This is a genomic window from Alteromonas lipotrueae, from assembly GCF_019249215.1.
Lineage (GTDB): Bacteria > Pseudomonadota > Gammaproteobacteria > Enterobacterales > Alteromonadaceae > Alteromonas > Alteromonas lipotrueae.
In genome coordinates this window covers 220,088-240,963 of the sequence record NZ_JAESDI010000004.1, presented here as the reverse complement: position 1 = coordinate 240,963, position 20,876 = coordinate 220,088, and the positions used below count along the sequence as shown (strand labels likewise).

At 41.1% G+C, this 20,876-nt stretch carries 20 protein-coding genes; 9 read left to right on the top strand and 11 right to left on the bottom strand.

All coding sequences use genetic code 11. The features are described 5' to 3' along the window. Window positions 1–202 precede the first annotated feature (202 nt). From mlaF to murA, 7 genes are all read left to right on the top strand, one after another. A complete protein-coding gene (gene mlaF, locus JKP82_RS05975) occupies window positions 203–1,003 on the top strand; it encodes a phospholipid ABC transporter ATP-binding protein MlaF (protein WP_159534367.1) in 801 nt (266 codons plus the stop codon). Beyond that, window positions 1,000–1,776 carry a lipid asymmetry maintenance ABC transporter permease subunit MlaE gene (gene mlaE / locus JKP82_RS05970; RefSeq protein ID WP_013785352.1) on the top strand — a complete coding sequence of 259 codons (777 nt, stop codon included), beginning with the start codon at window positions 1,000–1,002 and terminating at the stop codon, window positions 1,774–1,776. Before mlaF ends, mlaE begins: the two co-directional genes overlap by 4 nt. Before the next feature lie 9 nt (window positions 1,777–1,785). Continuing rightward, window positions 1,786–2,259, top strand: coding sequence for an outer membrane lipid asymmetry maintenance protein MlaD (mlaD, locus tag JKP82_RS05965; RefSeq protein ID WP_159528831.1), 474 nt, complete (start codon window positions 1,786–1,788; stop codon window positions 2,257–2,259). Window positions 2,260–2,369: 110 nt separating this feature from the next. Continuing rightward, window positions 2,370–3,023 carry an MlaC/ttg2D family ABC transporter substrate-binding protein gene (locus JKP82_RS05960; RefSeq protein WP_373996587.1) on the top strand — a complete coding sequence of 218 codons (654 nt, stop codon included), beginning with the start codon at window positions 2,370–2,372 and terminating at the stop codon, window positions 3,021–3,023. Then, a complete protein-coding gene (locus tag JKP82_RS05955) occupies window positions 3,020–3,328 on the top strand; it encodes an STAS domain-containing protein (protein WP_159528835.1) in 309 nt (102 codons plus the stop codon). The genes JKP82_RS05960 and JKP82_RS05955 overlap by 4 nt, the downstream gene beginning before the upstream one ends. Before the next feature lie 44 nt (window positions 3,329–3,372). Beyond that, window positions 3,373–3,630: a BolA family protein gene (locus JKP82_RS05950; RefSeq protein WP_126872504.1), complete on the top strand. Its 258-nt coding sequence runs from the start codon at window positions 3,373–3,375 to the stop codon at window positions 3,628–3,630. A gap of 14 nt (window positions 3,631–3,644) precedes the next feature. Next, window positions 3,645–4,907, top strand: a complete 1,263-nt coding sequence (gene murA / locus JKP82_RS05945; protein WP_159528837.1) for a UDP-N-acetylglucosamine 1-carboxyvinyltransferase — start codon at window positions 3,645–3,647, stop codon at window positions 4,905–4,907. A 150-nt stretch (window positions 4,908–5,057) separates the two neighbouring features. On the opposite strand, the gene JKP82_RS05940 is transcribed toward murA, so the two are convergent. The 3 genes from JKP82_RS05940 to JKP82_RS05930 all read right to left on the bottom strand — a co-directional run bounded on the left by JKP82_RS05940 (window position 5,058) and on the right by JKP82_RS05930 (window position 8,268). After that, window positions 5,058–6,128: a trypsin-like peptidase domain-containing protein gene (locus JKP82_RS05940; protein ID WP_159528839.1), complete on the bottom strand. Its 1,071-nt coding sequence runs from the start codon at window positions 6,126–6,128 to the stop codon at window positions 5,058–5,060. A 254-nt stretch (window positions 6,129–6,382) separates the two neighbouring features. Then, window positions 6,383–7,744 (bottom strand): DegQ family serine endoprotease, encoded by a 1,362-nt coding sequence (locus JKP82_RS05935; RefSeq protein WP_373996586.1) that lies wholly within the window; start codon window positions 7,742–7,744, stop codon window positions 6,383–6,385. A gap of 86 nt (window positions 7,745–7,830) precedes the next feature. Beyond that, window positions 7,831–8,268, bottom strand: coding sequence for a ZapG family protein (locus JKP82_RS05930; RefSeq protein WP_159528843.1), 438 nt, complete (start codon window positions 8,266–8,268; stop codon window positions 7,831–7,833). Window positions 8,269–8,531: 263 nt separating this feature from the next. On the opposite strand from JKP82_RS05930, the gene zapE reads away from it, so the two are divergent. Together zapE and JKP82_RS05920 are read left to right on the top strand one after the other, a co-directional pair. Continuing rightward, window positions 8,532–9,629, top strand: coding sequence for a cell division protein ZapE (zapE, locus tag JKP82_RS05925; protein ID WP_159528845.1), 1,098 nt, complete (start codon window positions 8,532–8,534; stop codon window positions 9,627–9,629). A gap of 120 nt (window positions 9,630–9,749) precedes the next feature. Continuing rightward, a complete protein-coding gene (locus JKP82_RS05920) occupies window positions 9,750–10,472 on the top strand; it encodes a YebC/PmpR family DNA-binding transcriptional regulator (protein WP_159528847.1) in 723 nt (240 codons plus the stop codon). Between the two features lie 112 nt (window positions 10,473–10,584). Here JKP82_RS05920 and JKP82_RS05915 read toward each other — a convergent pair whose 3' ends face one another. From JKP82_RS05915 to JKP82_RS05880, 8 genes are all read right to left on the bottom strand, one after another. After that, window positions 10,585–12,129: a class I SAM-dependent DNA methyltransferase gene (locus JKP82_RS05915; RefSeq protein ID WP_218396216.1), complete on the bottom strand. Its 1,545-nt coding sequence runs from the start codon at window positions 12,127–12,129 to the stop codon at window positions 10,585–10,587. Between the two features lie 29 nt (window positions 12,130–12,158). Next, the gene (locus JKP82_RS05910; protein ID WP_218396215.1) at window positions 12,159–13,043 is read right to left on the bottom strand and encodes an HNH endonuclease family protein; all 885 of its coding nucleotides are present in this window, start codon (window positions 13,041–13,043) and stop codon (window positions 12,159–12,161) included. A 2-nt stretch (window positions 13,044–13,045) separates the two neighbouring features. After that, on the bottom strand, window positions 13,046–14,800 hold the full coding sequence (locus tag JKP82_RS05905) for an AAA family ATPase (protein WP_218396214.1): 1,755 nt from the start codon (window positions 14,798–14,800) through the stop codon (window positions 13,046–13,048). Continuing rightward, the gene (locus JKP82_RS05900; RefSeq protein ID WP_218396213.1) at window positions 14,800–16,554 is read right to left on the bottom strand and encodes a restriction endonuclease subunit S; all 1,755 of its coding nucleotides are present in this window, start codon (window positions 16,552–16,554) and stop codon (window positions 14,800–14,802) included. The genes JKP82_RS05905 and JKP82_RS05900 overlap by 1 nt, the downstream gene beginning before the upstream one ends. Then, window positions 16,551–19,376 carry a type I restriction endonuclease subunit R gene (locus tag JKP82_RS05895; protein WP_218396212.1) on the bottom strand — a complete coding sequence of 942 codons (2,826 nt, stop codon included), beginning with the start codon at window positions 19,374–19,376 and terminating at the stop codon, window positions 16,551–16,553. The genes JKP82_RS05900 and JKP82_RS05895 overlap by 4 nt, the downstream gene beginning before the upstream one ends. A gap of 8 nt (window positions 19,377–19,384) precedes the next feature. Beyond that, window positions 19,385–20,323 carry a restriction endonuclease gene (locus tag JKP82_RS05890; protein WP_218396211.1) on the bottom strand — a complete coding sequence of 313 codons (939 nt, stop codon included), beginning with the start codon at window positions 20,321–20,323 and terminating at the stop codon, window positions 19,385–19,387. Then, the gene (gene mads1 / locus JKP82_RS05885) at window positions 20,320–20,496 is read right to left on the bottom strand and encodes a methylation-associated defense system helix-turn-helix domain-containing protein MAD1 (protein WP_218396209.1); all 177 of its coding nucleotides are present in this window, start codon (window positions 20,494–20,496) and stop codon (window positions 20,320–20,322) included. Before mads1 ends, JKP82_RS05890 begins: the two co-directional genes overlap by 4 nt. Window positions 20,497–20,579: 83 nt before the next feature. Then, the gene (locus JKP82_RS05880; RefSeq protein WP_218396207.1) at window positions 20,580–20,744 is read right to left on the bottom strand and encodes a hypothetical protein; all 165 of its coding nucleotides are present in this window, start codon (window positions 20,742–20,744) and stop codon (window positions 20,580–20,582) included. Window positions 20,745–20,876 lie beyond the last annotated feature (132 nt).

The following is a 20,876-nucleotide window of genomic DNA, read 5'->3' as shown; positions in this document are numbered from 1 at the left end:
ACTAAATTACACTGCTCAGTAAACTTTATCGATTTAATGTACTCGAAGGCATAGAACTTGCCTTAGCAGTTATGGAAAACAATATAGCGTTAAAGGCGACTTAAGTAGCTTAAACCTTACATCTATAGGAAGTGAGTAATGTTTGTCATTACTTGCTTTGCTGGTATCACTAATTATTCAAGGGTCGATAAATAAAATCGCTATGGACCATTTAGTCGAGATAGACAACCTAACCTTTCGACGCGCAGACCGTGTTATCTATGACGGTATTACGCTGAGCATTCCGAAAGGAAAAATTACGGCCGTTATGGGCCCCAGTGGTATAGGGAAGACCACCTTACTGCGCCTTATAGGCGGGCAATTAACGCCAGATGAAGGTGATATACAGTTTGATGGTGACTCTATCGTTGCCATGAGCCGTAAAGAACTTTATCGAGCACGTCGTCGAATGAGCATGCTTTTTCAAAGCGGAGCTTTGTTCACGGACATGACGGTTTTTGACAATGTGGCGTTTCCACTACGTGAACATACCAAATTATCAGAAGATCTTATCGCCACGACTGTCGCATTAAAGCTACAGGCTGTAGGGCTAAGAGGTGCAGCGCAATTAATGCCAAGCGAACTTTCTGGTGGTATGGCACGTCGAGCAGCATTAGCCAGAGCGATTGCGTTAGACCCAGATCTTATTATGTACGACGAACCATTTGCCGGCCAAGATCCGATTTCCATGGGTGTACTGGTTAAATTAATCAGAGGGCTTAACGACGCACTAAACTTAACCAGCGTAGTGGTAACCCACGACGTGACGGAAGTGCTCACTATTGCCGATTATATTTATATTTTGGCAGACAAGCGGGTGATTGGTGAAGGAACCGCGCAGCAAATTAGAGAAAGCGACTCAGAGTTAGTTCAGCAGTTCTTAAAAGGTAAGGCAGATGGCCCAGTGCCGTTTCATTACCCTGCTCCGGATATAGAAAATACCTTTTTCGGAGGGGATAAATGAAGTTCTTCCAATCGATAGGCGCTAAGACCATTGGCAAATTAACCGCTATTGGCCGAGCTACCTACATGTTAATGGGAGCGCTACTTGCCCTTCCTAGATTAAAAAATATTCCGCTTACCATTAAACAGGTTCATGTGGTGGGCGTTCAGTCTTTGTTAATTATTATCGTGTCAGGATTGTTTATTGGCATGGTAATGGCGTTGCAGGGCTATACTATTTTAGTTGATTACGGCGCTGAAGGTAGCTTAGGCCCTATGGTGGCGTTATCGCTGCTTCGTGAGCTTGGTCCTGTAGTTACCGCATTATTGTTTGCTGGTAGAGCTGGTTCTGCACTAACCGCAGAAATTGGCTTAATGAAGGCAACTGAACAAATTAGCAGTTTAGAGATGATGGCGGTTGACCCGCTAAGGCGTATTGTCGCGCCTCGCTTTTGGGCGGGCATCATTTCAATGCCAATGCTAGCGCTGATATTCAGTGCAGTAGGTATTCTGGGCGGTCACCTAGTGGGCGTTGATTGGTTAGGTGTAGATGTTGGCAGTTATTGGTCAATTATGCAGTCTACGGTGGAATGGGGCGAAGATGTGGTAAACGGCATCATTAAAAGCCTTGTTTTTGCCTTGGTTGTCACCTGGATAGCCATATTTAAGGGTTACGATTCTATTCCAACGTCGGAAGGGATCAGCAAAGCTACTACAGAAACTGTAGTGTATTCTTCATTAGCAGTATTAGGGCTGGACTTCGTGCTTACCGCCCTTATGTTCGGCATTGAGTAGGGTTAAGTCATGAATAAATATAAATCTGAAGTATTGGTTGGCATGTTCGTTGTATTAACCATTGCTGCTGTGATGTTACTGGCATTGAAAGTGGCAAATCAATCGGTTGGTGGAGATGGTGATACCTACACCTTGTACGCTAAGTTCGATAACATCGGTGGCTTGAAAGCACGTTCATCGGTGAAGGTGGGGGGCGTAAACGTGGGTCGTGTTACTTCTATCACACTTGATCAAGAAGACTTCACGCCCGTAGTAGAGTTGTCAATTTTGAAAAGCTACGACGGCTTTCCAGAAACCAGCTCGGTTTCCATACTGACCTCTGGCCTGCTGGGCGAGCAATACGTAGGCTTCCAGCCTGGGTTCTCGTTTGACGGGGTCGCAAACCTCAAAGACGGCGATTACTTACAAGACACAAAATCGGCGTTGGTTTTAGAAGATTTGATAGGACAATTCTTATTTAGTCGCGGGAGTGACGAAGAGTAAGAATACAAACGTTAATTAGAATTAATAAAGACCTGATGAAACCAAAAAGGGAATTGTCAGGTCTGTTGTAATAAGAATTTAGTTTCAGGAGATAAGCATTGAAAAAATTAATGGTAATAATGAGTGTATGGATGCTCTCTTTAGTCGGAGTGGCACAAGCTCAAGAAATCAACGAGCAAAACCCGTATGAGTTGGTTAAAGGCGTTGCTTCTAAAACCTTCGATAGAATTAAAGCGAACCAAGAAGCGGTTAAAGCGGACCCTGAAATGTTGCGCACTATTATGGAAGAAGAGCTAGTACCTCATATCGACTATAAATTTGCTGCTTTCATGGTATTAGGCAAGCACTTCAAATCGGTTCCACAAGAAAAAATGGGTGAATACATAACCGTATTCAGACAATACCTAATTACGTCTTACGCGGTTGCGATGGGTTACTACGATAACCAAACGGTTCAGTTTGAGCCTGAGTCGTCGTTTGATGATAAAAAATCAGTGACGGTTCGTGCTGTAGTACAAGATCCAAAGCGCCCCGAAATTAAAATTGCGTTTAAAGTACGTAAAGACTCAAAAACAAATGAGTGGAAAGCATACGACATGGTAGCTGAAGGTATCAGCATGCTAAATAGTAAGCGCAGTGAGTTTGAATCTATTCTTCGTCAAGACGGTATTGATGCCGTCATTGCATTAATGAGAGATAAGATTGGTAAGCCTGTTGAGCTAAACCAAGATGAACCTATCGATTTCGACGGAGATGCTGCGTGAGCCTTTTTCAGGTTAACGATAACGCCCAAGTCAGTGTACATGGTCATTTAGATCGTGACACGCTGACTAAAAACTTTTGGGAAAGTTTAACCTCATCGCAAAGCGCCGTCTTGGCCAAAGCAGGCATGTGTTGTATAGATTTAGGCGATGTTGAGCGAGTAGACAGTGCTGGGTTAGCGTGGATATTAAACGCAATTAGAGATGGAAAGCGTGAGGGGATTAATGTTAGCTTGCGTGAACCCCCAGAAAAATTACGTAAACTGGCTAAAATAAGCGACGTTGATGGCTTTTTACCAGTAGAATGATCCTAATTAGCTAGGTAAAGAACAAGCAGGTAAAGAAGTAAGTTATGGAATTGTCCGAAATTGAAAAAATTCTCACCGACGCCTTAGAGCTTCACGAAGTTCATGTTAAAGGCGAAGGATCTCATTTCAACATTATCGCCGTTGGCGATATATTTAATGAAATGAGCCGTGTTAAGCGCCAACAAGCCGTTTATGCACCCTTATCAGATAAGATTGCCGATGGTTCTATGCATGCCATTACCATCAAAACCTTTTCAGTAAAAGACTGGGAGCGTGAGCGCCAGTTTCACATTCCTCAGTAAGCGGGTCTTTTTTCGTGGATAAACTTGTTATAAAGAAAGGCCCTGCACTACAGGGAACCGTGCGTATTTCCGGTGCTAAAAATGCTGCATTACCATTGTTAATGACCAGTTTGCTTAGCGACCAGCCATGTCGTTATACCAACGTACCTCGACTGCGTGATATTAATACCACAGTGGCACTATTACGAGAGTTAGGCGTTGAAGTAGCGCAACCTGCACTGAACGATGTGGTCTTAGACTCAAGTACGCTGCAAAGCATTACAGCTTCATACGAGTTAGTACGCACCATGCGTGCCTCAATCCTAGTGCTTGGCCCTTTGCTTGCAAAGCAAGGTAAGGCAAACGTATCGCTTCCTGGTGGCTGCGCTATAGGGGCAAGACCCGTTAATCTTCATTTAACCGGCCTTGAAAAAATGGGCGCTAAAATTGAAGTAGATGAAGGGTATATTCGCGCTGAAGTTGATGGTCGCTTGAAAGGTGCACGCATCTTCATGGACATGGTTAGCGTTGGTGCTACCGAAAACTTGATGATGGCAGCTGCGTTGGCAGACGGTACAACCGTGTTAGAAAACGCTGCGCGTGAGCCTGAAATTGTCGATTTAGCTAACTGTCTTATTCAGATGGGCGCGGTTATTTCTGGCGCGGGAACTGATAAAATTACTATCGAAGGGGTAGAAACCCTAAATGGTTGTGACTACCGTGTTCTGCCAGATCGAATCGAAACAGGAACGTTCCTAGTAGCTGCAGCGGTAACTGGCGGTAAAATTCGTTGTACTCACGCTGCACCAGAAACGTTAGATGCGGTTATCGACAAGCTTGAGCAAGCCGGTGCGGTTATCACCTTAGGTGAAGACTGGATTGAACTAGATATGCAAGGAAAGCAGCCTAAAGCTGTGCGTGTTAAAACCGCGCCACACCCTGCATTCCCCACCGACATGCAAGCACAGTTCGTTACGCTAAACTGCGTAGCTGAAGGCACTGGTGTGATTACCGAAACTATCTTTGAAAACCGCTTTATGCACGTACCAGAGCTACAACGCATGGGCGCTGAAATTGCCCTTGAAGGTAACTCTGCGATGTCTAAAGGCAGTTCTGCGCTTAAGGGCGCACCTGTAATGGCAACCGATTTACGTGCCTCTGCAAGCCTTGTGATAGCTGGGCTTATTGCTGATGGGGAAACTCACGTAAACCGTATCTATCATTTGGATCGCGGTTACGAGGCAATTGAAGAAAAGTTAGGTGCACTTGGTGCCAACATCGAACGCGTAAAAGAATAGAAATCTGGAATAAAGAGCGAAAAGCTAAGCGAGTTTGCGGCTTATCGACTCCCCATGAAAAAAGCGCCTTATGATTATTTATCATAAGGCGCTTTTTTATGCTCGATACCAATGCTCTTACTCGTTAGCGTTCGCTTGCGCTACAGCGCTTTATTCTTGGGCACGCAGCTCAGCAACTAATGCATGAATAGTAAGCGGGTTTCCACCACGGCTGATTTCCAGCTCTAAGGTAGTACCCGGAGTGGTTTCTGCAATCATATCAAGTGTTTTGGATGCACTTTCCAAACGAATACCGTCAATGGCCAATATTATATCACCTGGTTGCAAGCCAGCTTCATCTGCAGCGCTACCGTTAGCTACCGCCGTTACTTCAATACCGGGACGGTTGCGATACTCACCACCAATAAATCCTAACTGACCACGAATAACACGGCCGTTATTGATAATTTTGTCCATCACGCGCTTGGCGAGCTCGTAAGGTACCGCGAAGTTAATGCCATCTACATTACGAACACGATTACGAGAATCACGTACTTGGAAATTCGCGTTGGTAATACCCAGTAATATACCGTTGCTATCAACCAGTGCACCGCCCGAATTCCCTTGGTTCAGCACGGCATCGGTTTGAATAAAATCAACATAGTTAGATAGACCGTTGCGTCCAGCGCGACTCACAATACCTTGAGTAATCGTTTGGCCTAAATCGAAGGGGTTACCGATAGCCATTACCACATCACCTACGTGAATATCTGGCTCAGAAACTTGGGGAATAATGTGTAAGTTATCTGCTGTAACTTTCAATACCGCTAAATCGGTAAGGGGGTCGTTACCAACAATCTGGGCTTCAAGAATTCTTCCGTCTTGCACCGCAACATAAATACTATCAGCATTTTCTACTACATGGTGACAAGTAAGAATGTAGCCGTTTTCCGTCATGATGACGCCTGAACCTAGACTGGCGCGCTCTCTGGGCTGATTGCGGAACAAGCCAGTGTCGTTCTCGATACTGACACTATAAATATTCACTACCGCAGGGGCAGAGCGGCTTAAGGGGGCAAAATAGCTTTCACGGCTAGCACTCACAGAGGGCTCGGTGAAAAGTCCTTGTGTAAGGCCGCTACCTTGACGTAAATCCGGCAGTAAAAACAACAGAAGCAAGGCTACTATTGTTCCAAGAAATATTGATTTTATAATGAAATTAACTATCGAGCTGCCAGTCACAAGCCACACTTACATTGTTTTTAATGCCAAAGCACTTAAGCCCACAAATTTGAGCCAAGATAGTTGGCAAAATAAGGCTTTGTGTTGATGGTATTTTTTATTTGATTAAGTTAAAGGATATCACCTTATCCGTCAATCTGTCGTCTTTAATCCGATTGGGCATAGGCATTTTACGGTAGACCTACACTTTCAGTAAATTACGCATAAAAAAACAGCGCCTAAAGGCGCTGTTTTAATGTATAGCTTTATGACAGCTATTGACGAATCAATAGGTAAAGCGTTGAGTTTCCACGTTTAACATTAAGGGCAATAACCCCTTTTGCTTTATCTAACGCATCTCTAAACTCAGCCACTGAAGGGGTACGTAAACGGTTCACACCCATAACAATATCATCAGGCTTCAAGCCAATACGCGCAGCAGGGCTGCCATTAGCCAGTTCAGAGATAACCACGCCAGCATTGCCCGCTTCATCACTGCCATTGGTTAATGTAGCGCCTTCCAATGCAGGGTGAATTTGCGCAGCCGTGACGGTTGATTGTGTGGCATCGCCAAGCACAACATCCATATCCATCTTCTTGCCTTTGCGCATGATGGTAAGTTCAACTTCAGCACCCGCGCCCATGCTAGATATTTTAGCTCGTAATTCTTGGAAGCTATGCAAGTTTCTACCATTAATACCAGTAATAATATCACCCGCTTGAATGCCTGCTTTGTCAGCAGCGGAGTCTGGGGTTACTTCACTTACAAACGCACCAATATTAACATCAGCGTTCATGGCTTCTGCAAGGCCTGCATCTATATCGCTGCCCAGAATACCGAGTAAGCCACGGCGAACTTCACCATATTCAGCAATTTGATCAACTAAGCTTTTCATCATATTGCTAGGAATAGCGAAGCCAATTCCCACGTTACCGCCATTAGGGCCAAAAATTGCGGTGTTTATACCGACGAGTTCGCCGCGCAAACTGACTAAGGCCCCACCGGAGTTTCCTCGGTTAATAGCGGCATCGGTTTGAATAAAGTCTTCATAGCCACCAATGTTTAAACCAGAGCGGCCAAGCGCGCTAACAATTCCTGACGTAACCGTTTGTGACAGACCAAAGGGGTTACCAATTGCTACCACAAAATCACCCACTCGTAATGCATCTGAATCGGCCAACGGTAATGCAGTGAGGTTATCGGAATCAATTTTTAACAATGCAATATCGCTTTGTTCATCAGAACCGAGCTTTTTCGCTTTAAACTCACGGCCATCGGTAAGCTTGACAGTAATTTCATCGGCATTATCGACAACGTGATTATTGGTTACCACATAGCCTTTATCCGCATCAATAATAACACCTGAGCCTAGGCCCCTAAACGGTCGCTCTTGAACCTGTTCTTGCGGTGCGCCGAAAAAATACTGAAACATTTCTGGCACTTGTTGACGAGAAGTTTGGGTTCCCTCAACGGCAATGCTTACAACTGCGGGTGTTGCTTCTTCTAGCATTGGGGCTAGAGACGGCACCTCATCCTTTTTATCTGAAAAAAACGGCAACGCCGCATAAGAGTTCACGCTAAAGCCAAGAGAACTTACTAATACTGCAGACGCCACGACATACTGACGAAAAGACACTTTCATGCTCGCTTATACTCCTTCAGGTTATTGCGATATTGAATCATTTAATTAAAGACTCTGAAATAACTGAAAAAGTTCCTAAGTTATGACTTATCTGCGGTAGATTGCTCAGAACCGCCGACGAATAGACCCGACCCTGAATTTGCAAAATCCTTTGGTTGGGTGTCGGATACTTTTTTCACTTTAGACTTTTCAGAACTTTTCAAATTGTTGCGAAGGTAAGAGGTTGCCTGTTCACCATAGAAGGGCACTTTGGCATCTTCATTGTCACTACTTTGCGAAAGCAGTGCTTCGTACTCTTCAATTTGTTGCTTCAGCGTTTCGCACTGACTTTCAATACCTTCTAGGCTTTGACGAGTTTGATGAATGTGATGTTGAGCTTGCTGAGCTAATATCTCTTTCACTTGCTGCTCAGTTTGAGCCGCATTATTCCCACCCGTTTTGGTTTGTACAAAACGACCTATAAAAAAGCCAATGATTAACCCCACCACTAGTAAAGCAAGAGACACTAACAGTTCCATTCTATTCTCCGAATTAACGTACTACTCACATTAAGTAGACCTTGATACGTGCCACTTAATGCATTCGACCATTACTTGAATATAGCAAGAGCCGGTATGAAAAGCGCATAGAGATCGCATTAATTGTGTTTATACGAGCTATGCAAATTAACTAGGTACGATTCTACCGTGATTTCCATTAAAATTAAGGTCATAATTGATAATTTCAAGCAGGTCGGTGCAGCCACGGCCACTATTGACATTTTGCGGGAGTGGAATAGGCGATGACGCCATGGGAAAAATATCAAGCAGATTTGACGTCGCCTGAGTTTCAGTACGATGCAGCACAAGAAAATGCAGTTAAAGAATTACAGCGTTTATATGAGGAGTTAACCCAGCCAGAGAAAAAACATACGTGGCGGGTAAAGCTTAAGTCGGCGTTTGGTAAGGGTCAAAAGAACGCAGGCATTCAAGGTATTTATTTTTATGGCGGCGTAGGCAGAGGGAAAACCTACTTGGTAGATACCTTTTACGATTGCCTGCCATTTGAAAATAAAATGCGCGTGCACTTTCACCGGTTTATGCACCGCATTCATGACGAGCTCAAGCAGCTTACTAACGCACAAGACCCGTTAAAAACGATTGCCGCCAAGTTAGCGAAAGAAACTAAGGTGATTTGTTTTGATGAGTTTTTTGTATCAGACATTACCGATGCCATGATTTTAGGCACGCTAATGGAAGAACTTTTCGGTTATGGCATCGTGTTGGTGGCTACATCAAATATTATACCGGATGACTTATACAAAAATGGCCTTCAGCGAGCACGCTTTTTGCCTGCTATCGATTTAATAAATCAAAATACACGAGTAATAAACGTAGATAGCGGTGTGGACTATCGTCTTCGAACCCTTGAACAAGCTGAAATTTATCATTACCCCCTTGATGGGGATGCGATTAAGAATTTGCATAGTTACTTTGTACAGTTGGCGCCTGAAGCGGGTTCTGAAAACGAAACGATAGAAGTTAATAATAGACAAATAGACACGCTTAGAGATGCCGATGGCGTGTTAATGATAGAGTTTAATGCACTATGTGGTGGGCCGCGAAGCCAAAGCGACTATATAGAGCTAAGTCGTTGTTACCATTCGGTGTTAGTGGCAAACGTAAAAGAAATGGGGCAACACAATGATGATGTTGCACGCCGCTTTATTGCCATGGTAGATGAATTTTACGAACGCCATGTAAAGCTGATTATTTCTGCCGAAGTTGCGATGGAGAATTTGTACGGTGAGGGGGTGCTTAACTTTGAATTTAGGCGCTGTTTAAGCCGTTTAAGTGAAATGCAATCGCACGAATACTTAGCTACTGAGCACTTACCTTAACCAATAAAAACAGCGAGAGTGCCCGTGGCACTGTATTGTTGGGCATAAAATCGGTAGAATTTGCCCAATTTTTTCTGCTACTGATGGCAGAACTCCATTTGTAAAAAAGAGAATCTTAAGATGGGAAGAGCATTCGAAGTAAGAAAAGCCGCCATGGCCAAGACCGCTGGCGCGAAAACTAAAGTTTATTCTAAGTACGGTAAAGAAATTTACGTGTGCGCTAAAAACGGCGGCGCCGATCCAGATACTAACCTTTCGCTTCGCCGTTTAATGGAAAAAGCGAAAAAAGACCAAGTACCCGGTCACGTTATCGATAAAGCTATTGATAAAGCCGCTGGTGGCGCAGGTGAAGACTTCCAACCAATGCGTTATGAAGGCTTTGGCCCGGGCAACTGTATGGTAATTGTGGATTGTCTTTCTGACAACGCTAACAGAACTATTACTGAAGTACGTAACTGCTTTACGAAGACTAATGCAAAGCTTGGCGCTCAAGGTGCGGTATCGCACATGTTCGATCATCAAGCCGTATTCCAGTTTGATGGTGACGACGAAGACGCTATTTTGGAAGTCTTAATGGAAGCGGATGTTGATGTGACTGAAGTGGAAGGCGAAAACGGAAAAATTACCGTTTATGCACCGCATACTGAGTACTTCCAAGTTAAAACTGCCCTTACTGAAGCTTACCCAGATATTAGCTTTGACGCAGAAGAGATGAGCTGGATCCCGCAAACGGAATCAGAAATCAGCGAAGAAGATATGCCGATGTTTGAAAAATTCATGGACATGCTGAACGACTGCGACGACGTACAAGATGTTTACCATAACGGTATAACACCGAACTAAGTGTTCATATTAAATAAGTTGTTTAAAGGCTTTAATTAAGATTTTTATAGTAAATAAGATTTTTAAAGGATAACCAAAGCCCACTTAAAAGTGGGCTTTTTACTTTCAACATTTACTTAAGTTCGCTCTCAGGCAAGCCAGCAGCAACATCTTTAAATGCGGCTAATGCAGCTTCTAAATGATCAATAATCTCTTGTTGTAAAATGTCTGGTGCAGGCAAGTTATCAAGGTTATCTAAGCTATCGTCTTTGAGCCAAAATACATCTAGGCTAGCTTTGTCACGATTAATAAGCTCATCATAGCTATAGTACTTAAATCTTTCTGTTTCTTCGCGCTCATGACGATTTGCGGGGTTGTAACAAGTGATAAAGTCTTTTAAGTCATTAAGTGTCATTGGGCGCTGTTTTAGCGTGAAGTGTTTGTTTGTTCTTAAATCATAAAACCAAATGCCTTTGGTATGTACTTTTTCATCACGGGTAGCATTGTCAAAAAACACAACATTAGCTTTTACACCATTAGCGTAAAAGATACCTGTAGGAAGCCTTAAAATAGTATGAACATCACAATTATTTAACCACTTGCGACGAATGCGCTCACCTGCACCACCTTCAAACAAAACGTTGTCAGGTAAAACGACCGCAGCCTTACCAGTATCCTTCAAGCTTGAAACTATGTGCTGTAAGAAGTTTAACTGTTTATTGGTAGTAGTTGCCCAAAAATCTTGTCGCTCGTAAGTTAGTGCATCTTTGTCTTCACCACCTTCAGCATTCGTAATTGTCATGCTGCTTTTCTTTCCGAAAGGAGGATTAGCAAGAACGTAATCTACTTTATTTTCGCCTTCAATTTTTGTGAGTAATGCGTCAGCTCTTTCAACTTCAGGCTCACCATCTATGCTACCGATGTTGTGTAAGAATAAATTCATTAAACACATACGACGAGTAGACGGTACAATTTCGTTGCCACGGAAAGTTTCATCACGCAAAAACTTAACTTGGTCTTTGTTCAGCTTTGATTTTGCTAAGGTGTTTTCATCATGCTTGGATGGATTCCAATGGCTCATGCCTTTTTCTATCCATTGCTCATCACCATATGTTATCCAGTCACTTGCTGTTAAGAAAAAACCTCCAGTCCCACATGCTGGGTCTGCAATTGTTTTTTTCGGTTCAGGTTGAACACAGGCAAGCATTGCATCAATTAATGCGCGAGGTGTGAAGTACTGTCCCGCACCACTTTTGGTATCTTCAGCGTTTTTTTGCAGCAAGCCTTCATACAAATCACCTTTTGCATCTGAATCTAAGCTGATCCAATTCTCGTCATTAATCATCTTAACGATACGCGCCAGCTTCGCAGGGTCAGGTATTTTATTTTCAGACTTAAAGAAAATAGCGCCAATCATGCCACTTTCAGTTGCTAGGTTTTTCAGTACTTTACGGTATTGCTCTTCTAGCTTTTCGCCAGTTAAACCTTGTAACGTTTCCCAGTTATAATCTGTCGGGACTTTAGTATCTCTTGAGTATGGTGGTTGTGCATATTCATGCGCCATTTTTAAAAACAGTAGATAAGTTAGCTGCTCTAAATAATCACCATAACCAACACCATCATCACGTAATGTGTGACAGTAATTCCAAACTTTTTGTACTAATGCAGGAGCATTCATAAATATAACTCAGTAGTCTTTTTTTAATGTTATTTCGCAGAACGAATAATTGTATTTATCCATGATGAGTGTATTTTGTTATCGTCACTCTCTCTTTCAATTTCTAATTGATACAAAAGAAATCCTCGATATAAAGATTTATTTTGAGAGTCCATGAATTGTGTTATTTCTTTAAGGCTATTGCTAAAGTCAGCTTTAGCGCCCGGTTTATTACCTATCCTCCTAAGAAAAGCTTTTTTTGCTTTACTCACTTTTGGTCTAAGTAGTTTCCATTGACTGACTCTACTTTCATTCAACCGCTTACTATCTAAGTGATAAATTCGTATCGAGTAACGGACTCTCAGATCATTCTCTGAGCCATTTTCAAATCTAGAAAATGGCTTACCGTCTCGATTAAAAGATAAAAGCTCCCAGTCTTCAGGATTGCATGGGTCAAGGAGGATAGGTTCTTCATAGTGCTCATCCCCTTCTATATAACCTCTGTCACTTTCATCTAGTAACGGAAAGTAGTTCCATTTTCCGCCACAGGTTCCTTCTAAGTCCTTCCTATATTCATTACAGTGTTGGCATGAGTATCGGAAGTTATCAAAATCAAACGCCAGCCATTTGTAACCTTTGTGCTCAGGGGTTAGATTAAATTTATTAAGCTCGTCTGTTTCATAAGCTAAGGATAATCCTTGGACAGTTCCTTTCGGCCTGAAATGATCAACGGCGTTGTCTGTCCGAGGAATTGCAGTTTCACAATACCAACATTTGTCATTTGAGCAGTCTGCTAACTGAAGCTTCAATTCCTTCCATATATAATCTCTAGCCTCGCAATTAATTTCACCTTCCATAACCTTATATTTGGCATCTTCAGATCTTCTTTCCCAGTTTTCGGGAAAATCAACTCTCGAATTATTTATATAATACATGCTTAATTACTACTCTTAGAAAATGCCATGTCTATAGCTTCTTTTGCGAGAGCATCCCTATCTTCTTTTGACAGGCTAAGCGCATGTTTCGCTAATTTTCGGTAATCTTCCGTGTCACATTCTTCTTTTAGAATTTGATTTCTAAATTTAATATACCTCTCGTAATCGTCATCACGTTGAGTCAGCGTGAACCCGTCTTTATCCAGCCATTTTACGAGAATCTGTAAACGCATCTTCTGAAAAGTGGTTTTGTCTTCTATGCTAGTTAAAGCTCTGTATGTCTCTAAGCGTTTCTGAGATCTTTTATCGAGTGCTGAGCCAAGGCCAAACATATCACTAGTAATGATCCCTGCGTATCCCATACCTTGTGGATCATCATGCGGTTTGTGCGATGCAATTGTTCTTGATTCTTCGTCACGATTAAGGATTTGTACTTGATCGCGTGTTAATTCAGCAATAGCAATAGGGTTATGAGTGGTGAGTACTATGTGGCTATTATTTTCACCTTTAGATCCTGAGGTCACGAATTTGTTCAAGTAATCAATATAGTCAACACTCCATTTAGGATTCAAGTGAGTATCTGGCTCATCAAGTAAGAAGAGGCTTTCTTCTTCAGCAGTAAATCTTAATAACCCCAAAACCGTTAATAGCTGTTGTTCACCTTCACTTAACTCTCTAAAAGTGACACTACCATCGTTCTTTTTAAGTTTGACTCTGATACGTACTTCACTGATTAACTCAGATACGTATGTACTTTCAAGATCACGGAAAAATTCCCTTGGTTCTTGTTCGCCAACCAGTTCATCCAATTTGCTAATATCTTTGATAAACATATAAAGGTATTCACGATCTTTTTTATTCCATAAAGTAGCTTCATCTTTTCTTTTTATTTTTATTGGTGCCGTAGAAACTTCATGTACACGATCTAGGAATTCACGAACAACCCCTTCTGCACCCCAGAATATATCAGGTGTCTCTTGGCAAGCATCATGGCTACCTTTAGGTGTTTTACTTTTATTTAGGTTCCAAGATGGTTCATTTAGTTCTAATAGAACCGAGTCTATGCTTTCTGCATTTTGATCGGTCTCTAAGCCCAACTGTGTGTCTAAAAAGTGCCTGACTAAATCATCTTGTTTTAATACAAACGCTAAAAGTACAAACTGGCTATGCACAGGTAACGCATAAAACAATCGTCTTAAGCCGGGATCTTCTGATTTGGCATTTCGAAGTTTTTTATCATATTGCTGGAGGTACGGCCTAAACACAGACTGCATTCTGTCACTGTGGCCAGAATAGTAACCGAAAACATATTTAGGTAAAAAGTCGTCTTGTCGTTTTTTAAATTCAGCAAATTTAATTGAAGCTAACTCAGGCTCACCTGTTAATAAACTTAATAGGTCAGCTTGTAACGTTTGTTCTGTTCTAACTTCACCTAGATCTTTGTAACTGACTTTATAAGTCTCTTTTGCAATGTCAGGGTCAGCGTCAATCTTTATCTCTTTTTCATGGCAAAAATATCGTAGGCTATAAGCAAAGGAAGGTTTATCTTTTTCGCCTTTATCATTTTTGCCCATGATTAAATCACGAAACAGTACCGCTAACGCCTCAAGTACGTTTGATTTACCCGTGCCATTCCAACCGATGACTAGCGTGATCCATTCTTCTTCTTCAAAGTCGATGGTAACGTTTTTAAGGTTTTTAAACTGCTGTCGAATACCATCTCGCTCTGAGCCAATAGTAAATGAGGCTAATCGCATTAATCTTCCTTAACTGCTTGCTTGATAAGTCTTATTTGGTCATAACTACCGTTGCGCTCAACTTCAATTTGACCTGCTTTTTCAAGTTTTCGTAATTCCGTGTAAATTTCTTCTACCCTGTCTGTTGAAGTACCATCAACAATACCGCATTTTTTAAATGCTTCTTGAGCGTCAATCCATCTATCTTCTGCCGTTAAAACTTCTAATAACGTATCCATCATATTAACTTTTTTTTTAGGTTGGCGTGTTTTCTTAGGTTTAGCTTGTTTCGCTAACTCCTCTCGTTCTTTTTTGATTTTTTCTAACAATACTGATGCAGGTTCGTCGTTTGTATCTTGAGATACAAGTTGACCTGAAAAAGCTGATTTCAGTATGTTCTTACGTTGAGCATTTGATTGCTTTAGTGCTATTTCAATATCTTGAATTTGCCTATCAATTCTTTCATACTCGTTATGGAGTATTTCTGAAGCAGCTATTTGCTCAGCTTTAGATAAAAGAGGCACGGGAATACTATGGAGTATTTTTTGATTTAAGTTTTGCATCGTGGTGCCAACACTTACTTCAGCCAGATAGTCTTTTGTTCTTTTGGAGCTTAGCACCCAAGTATAAAACTCTGGATTTAGACTTTTCAGTAACCGAACAAATAAACTTCCTGTACCGCATAGCCAACCATTCTCTTTATCAGTAACAAGTGCACACCGACCCATTTCTCCCCTGCGACCTATAATAATATCTCCCTCAGACATTACATATTTGTTTAAAGCAACTCGCTTTTCTTCAGTGATGGTCAGGTTGTTATCAGGTTCAATCGCAAGATTTTTTATATGAGTCGGGTTTATTAAAGGAATTCCCCCAGATATATAATCGCTTTTATGAAGCAAAGAACCAAACGGACCAATTTGTATTATTTCTACCAACTGTGACAAACTTGCCCAAGCCCAACCTTGAGGTAATTCAGGTAATTTGGAAGCATCTGGCTTTATTGGTGCTGAGTATTTGTCTTGCCAGTTTTTAGGGAGCGTTTTATCTTTTGCTTTAAATTCTTCTAGCTTTTGCTGTACCCAGCGTTCTTTGTGTTCAATAAGAATACGCTCTAGTAATTCTGCACCCGTTTCATCTATTCTTTCTTTGTTTTCATTGCGCCATTTTTGAGTTAAAACTCCCTCTACAGCACTTTTCAGCAATGAGTGGCGATATAGAGTTAATTTTTTTTGAGCGGATTTAAGTTCATTTACACCTGCGTCTAACTCTGAAAAAAGTTCATCGAGTCTTTCAACTATTCGGGCTTGTTCCTTTTCCGGTGCTATCGGCAAATCGATAAGAGAAAGAGTTTTAGCATTTACATTTTGGACTGCTATCCCTGAGCTTCCTGCTGAAATAGCATTCCAATACTGCTGAGAATCCAAAAAGTATCTAAAATATTTTGGATTTAACAAGGGCCGAAACCTTATCAAATAGGACGCAAAAACAGACTTTTTTGCTTTTGATATTAAGTATGAATAGCCGATAGAGCCAGCACGGGAGATAACGACATCATTGTCTTTCAGAAGGTATTTAGTAGCTTCCTCATCTGATATTTCACAAAAAGGTACATTTGACCAATCTAGTTCACTTTTTGTAATATCGGTTGTTCTAAGGTAATGATAATTACCTTTAGTGCCAGCCTTCGCAGTATACCCGTACTGTGAGGGTTCACATACTTCTCCAATCTGCGAAACCTCCCAACCTTGTGGTAAGTTTATATTATTACTCACGCAATTAATTCCTGATTCATTTCAGCCATTAGGCTATCTAATTCGTTTTTATTTTCGCTACTAAATAAGCGCCACACTTTTTGTAACCCGCCATGGTCAGAAAAGGGGCTGTAGTCAAAATCGTCTCTTTCAATAAAACAACTGGCAGCGATGTGGTCTTTTATCAACCTTAACCAACCTGTTTGTTCTTCGGTAAAGGCGGTTTTTCGTTGGGCGTTATGACGGAAAATCCATTTTTTAAACTTGCTATCAATATGTTCAGCAAATGGTTTTAATTCTTCATCTAATCCAATGGCAAACTTAATGAGTGAGATTATATCGGTTAGTTGTCTTTGGGTGTTTGCCTTTTTATTTTTTTTATTACTGTTTGTTGGATTAATGCGCTCATAGGCATTCCATAGTTTTTCTGTTGTCAGTAACAATGGTGGTTTATTTAATGTCTCGTGAAGTTCTTCCAGCATAGAAAATGTTAATGGCCTACGTTGATAAGGCTGCTGGTAAAAAAAGCTTAACGCTTGAATATCTTCTTTATGTAGCTCGATAAAGTCTTTAAAGCTTTGTATGACTTTTTCAGCGTTTTCTTCTGCTTGATTGCTGTAACCTGCATACGTTACGGTATCGAGGTTTATGTGATCAATTAATTGTTCTCGTTCCCGCCTTGCCGATTCAATTACCTCCCGCGCATCAGGGTTATCAAAGCTTTCACAGGCTTTGTCAATTAATTGTTGCTTTGCTGTTTCACGTTCATTATCTGTTAAAGAATCTTCACTTCGAGTTATACCTTGTTGCTTAGCATTAGCTAATGCTTGTTGGTTAATTGCGTCAGGGTCTAGTGACGTTAATAGCTCTCTAGCTAATTGAGCAATAGGTTTGTTTGTTAGTTTTTCAATTTTATCGTGACCACGTTTATCAATTTGCTTTCCTAAACGCGTTAAACGGTTTGCTAAGCTTTGTATGGTGTCATCATCACGATGTCCCATAGCTACACCTTGCAGTAAGTCTTTCATTGAAAGGTTTGGATTGCGTTCTAACGGGCGGCTTTCTGTTTTTTGAGATTTTTCAACACCGACTGCATCAATAAGTACAAATCTATCTTTAGCGCTAGTCGCGCTTTTACTTACATTATGTAAGTCTTCAAAACCTAAACTCCTGACCCCTCGGCCTTTCATTTGCTCGTAGTAACCTTTGCTGCGAACATCTCGCATAAAGAGCAGTACTTCTAATGGTTTTACGTCTGTACCTGTGGCTATCATATCGACTGTAACGGTAATACGAGGATTAAAGTCATTGCGGAAGTCATTAAGTATGGCATCTGGATCTTTTGCGCTGTAAGTGACCTTTTTACAAAACTCATTACCTTGCCCGTATTCTTCTCGAACAATTTGGATAATATCGTCTGCATGGCTATCTGTTTTAGCAAATATGAGTGTTTTAGGGACTTCTTTTCGACTAGGGAATATTTCTGTTTCAACCGCTTTTTTCATCGCTTTAATAACTTGGCGAATTTGACTGGTATTTACGACAGAACGGTCTAGTTCTTTGCTGGTATACGTATTTTCTTCTTCTGCTTGTGCCCAACGTTTTTTACGCGTTAATTTGTCACGATGATCAAGCCATTCTTTTGCCTTTAGTTCAGCACCTTTATTGCCAATTTCAGTTTCAATTTCATAAACGTCATAGCCAACGTTTACGCCATCAAGCACAGAATCTTCATAGCTATATTCGGCAACGATATTCTCGTTGAAAAAACCAAGTGTGCGTTTATCTGGAGTGGCTGTTAAACCAATAATAAAGGCATCAAAATAGTCTAGGACCTGTTTCCATAAGTTGTATATTGAGCGGTGACACTCATCAACAATAATAAAATCAAACGTTTCTATCGAGACTGCTGGATTATATTTGACTAATTTAGCTTGCTGTTTATTTTGCTTAATTTCATGAAGTGATAAATCTTCTGCACTTTCATCAATAGGCTTACCACTTAAAATTGAGTACATGCGTTGAATAGTGCAAATACAAACTTCAGCCGCACTATCAATGGTACTGCTGCTTAATCGCTGCACTATATGGTTTTCATGGAAGAAGGTTTCTTTACCTTGTGGCTTAAAGGCATGAAATTCTTGCTGTGCTTGTTTACCTAAATTTCTGGTATCAACTAAAAATAATATTCGCTTAGCGCCACCATTATTTATTAAACGGTATACAGAATTAATGGCAGTGAACGTTTTACCTGCACCTGTCGCCATATGAATTAGTGAACGAGGTCGGTTATCAGCCAAAGATTTTTCTAAACCTGTAATTGCGCTTATTTGGCATTCTCGAAGTTTGGCTTTAGGTAATTCTGGAATTTCGTTTTTAAGACGATGGCGAAGTGAATTACTTTGTTGTAAATACTCCTGCAATGTTTCTGGTTTGAAAAAGTGGAAAATTTCTCTTGCTCTGGGGGCAGGATCTCTTAAATCGGTATAGTGAATAACTTGGCTTGTAGCTTCGAATAAGAATGACAGGGGATCTTTGTTAAACTGAAATTTAATTTTACTGCTTGCGTAGCGAAGTGTTTGGTCTTCCACTTGGGATAAAATAGTTTCGTCTTTTTTGGCTTCAATAACGCCTACTGCTTTACGATTAATAAATAGCAGGTAATCAGCGCTATCGGTATATTTACCTTTACCACTATCAACTGGATATTCGCGAATAGCAACACCTACCCCTTCACCAAGGTTGGTGTTAGGCCAAGTTTGTACTTTCCACCCAGCGAGCTTGAGCTTTTCATCTATCGTTATTCTCGCTTGGGCTTCTGGTTGTAAGCCTTCAATATCCATATAAAGTCCTAAATTTCGTCAAAAAACTCTTCGTCGATTTTCTTCAGGTGCAATACCTGTTCGTCTCTACTACCAATGTTGTATCGCAGCATGAGCTTGGCTAGCTCTTTACCATTAATTAAAACGATTCGAGTACCTAAATTATTGGCAGTATCTTGTGCTGATGTTGTGAAATCTGAAGTTGTGATAAAAATACCTTTTTGCGCACGTTTAAGATTCAATGCACCAAAAAAATCTCGAACATCACCAGCACCAACGTTATTACCTTCAGCATAACGTTTGGCTTGTATATAAATTTGGTCAACGCCAAGGGGGTCTTGGTCGATGACGCCATCAATACCGTTGTCACCACTTTTGCCTAGTGCGTGCGCCGCGCCTTCCCCCGTGCCGCCGTAACCCATTGCTAATAGCAACTCGATAAGCAGATCTTCAAAAAAGGCTGGGGTGGCTTCACGAGTGCGGGATATCAGTTCTAAGGCCAGTGCTTCGTTAATGGTCTTGTATGCGTCCAGTAACGCTTCGTCTGGCGTTATATCACTTGTTGTAGATGTTAGGAGGGGATCTTGTTTCTTTACTGTTAGAGTCTCACTGGCTTCGTTTTTCTGTTCTTTGAATGCAATGAATTCGTCAAATTGCTTGAGGTATTCGTTATTGATGACAGCATTAGTGTCTTGTAGAGCTTGAATGCCTCGCGCGGTGATTACAAAATGTGCCCTTTTAGTCGCTTTTAATAGGCCAGCTTTAGTAAGGTAAGTTCGCGCCCAGCCAATACGATTATCTAAGATACTTTGCCTTCCGCTGGATAACGTCTCATTGCGTTCTTCGTCAGTTAAGTCAAATGTATCAGCAAGGTGATTGATAGCGTCTCGTAGTTTAACTTCATTACCATTATTTGCTTGTACAACCTCTAAAAATGGTCGCATGAATTGCTGATAATTTGGGATCATTCCTTGTCCTTTTGATTTTCTATCCACGCTTCTAAATCCGAAGACTTGAACCGCCATGACCCGCCGACTTTAAATCCCGGCAGTGTCTTATCAGCCGCTAATCGATACGCCGTCTTTTCCGTTAGCTTTAGATACGCTGCCACCTCTTTCAGGGTCAAAATTTGCTCTGTCATTGTCAGTCTCACAAAAAGTGCTAATGAGAGAATATGGGAAAATTCGGGAATCTACAAATGAATAAAGTTGTGTGGAGACATTTTTATTTATTTATTTTTGAATTATTTTTTACTCTGGAAACCTCCTTTTTATTTGTGAAAGCTCCTTCAGTTTCAAGTTTTTTAAACTCTCTGAAAGCATCTTTTCTGTTTTTAAATTTAGCTACAAAAGTTGAAAAATATATTAAATCATCTTCACTGATCCTCATTTCGATTCCTCTTAACTTATTGTAATTGTTGGTGTTACCAATTCACCCTTTGTTGACAAACGAAGTTTTTGTGATATTTGTCGGTTTGGGTAGGTATTTAGATTTAGATCCTCATAAGTGTAAGTTTTATGT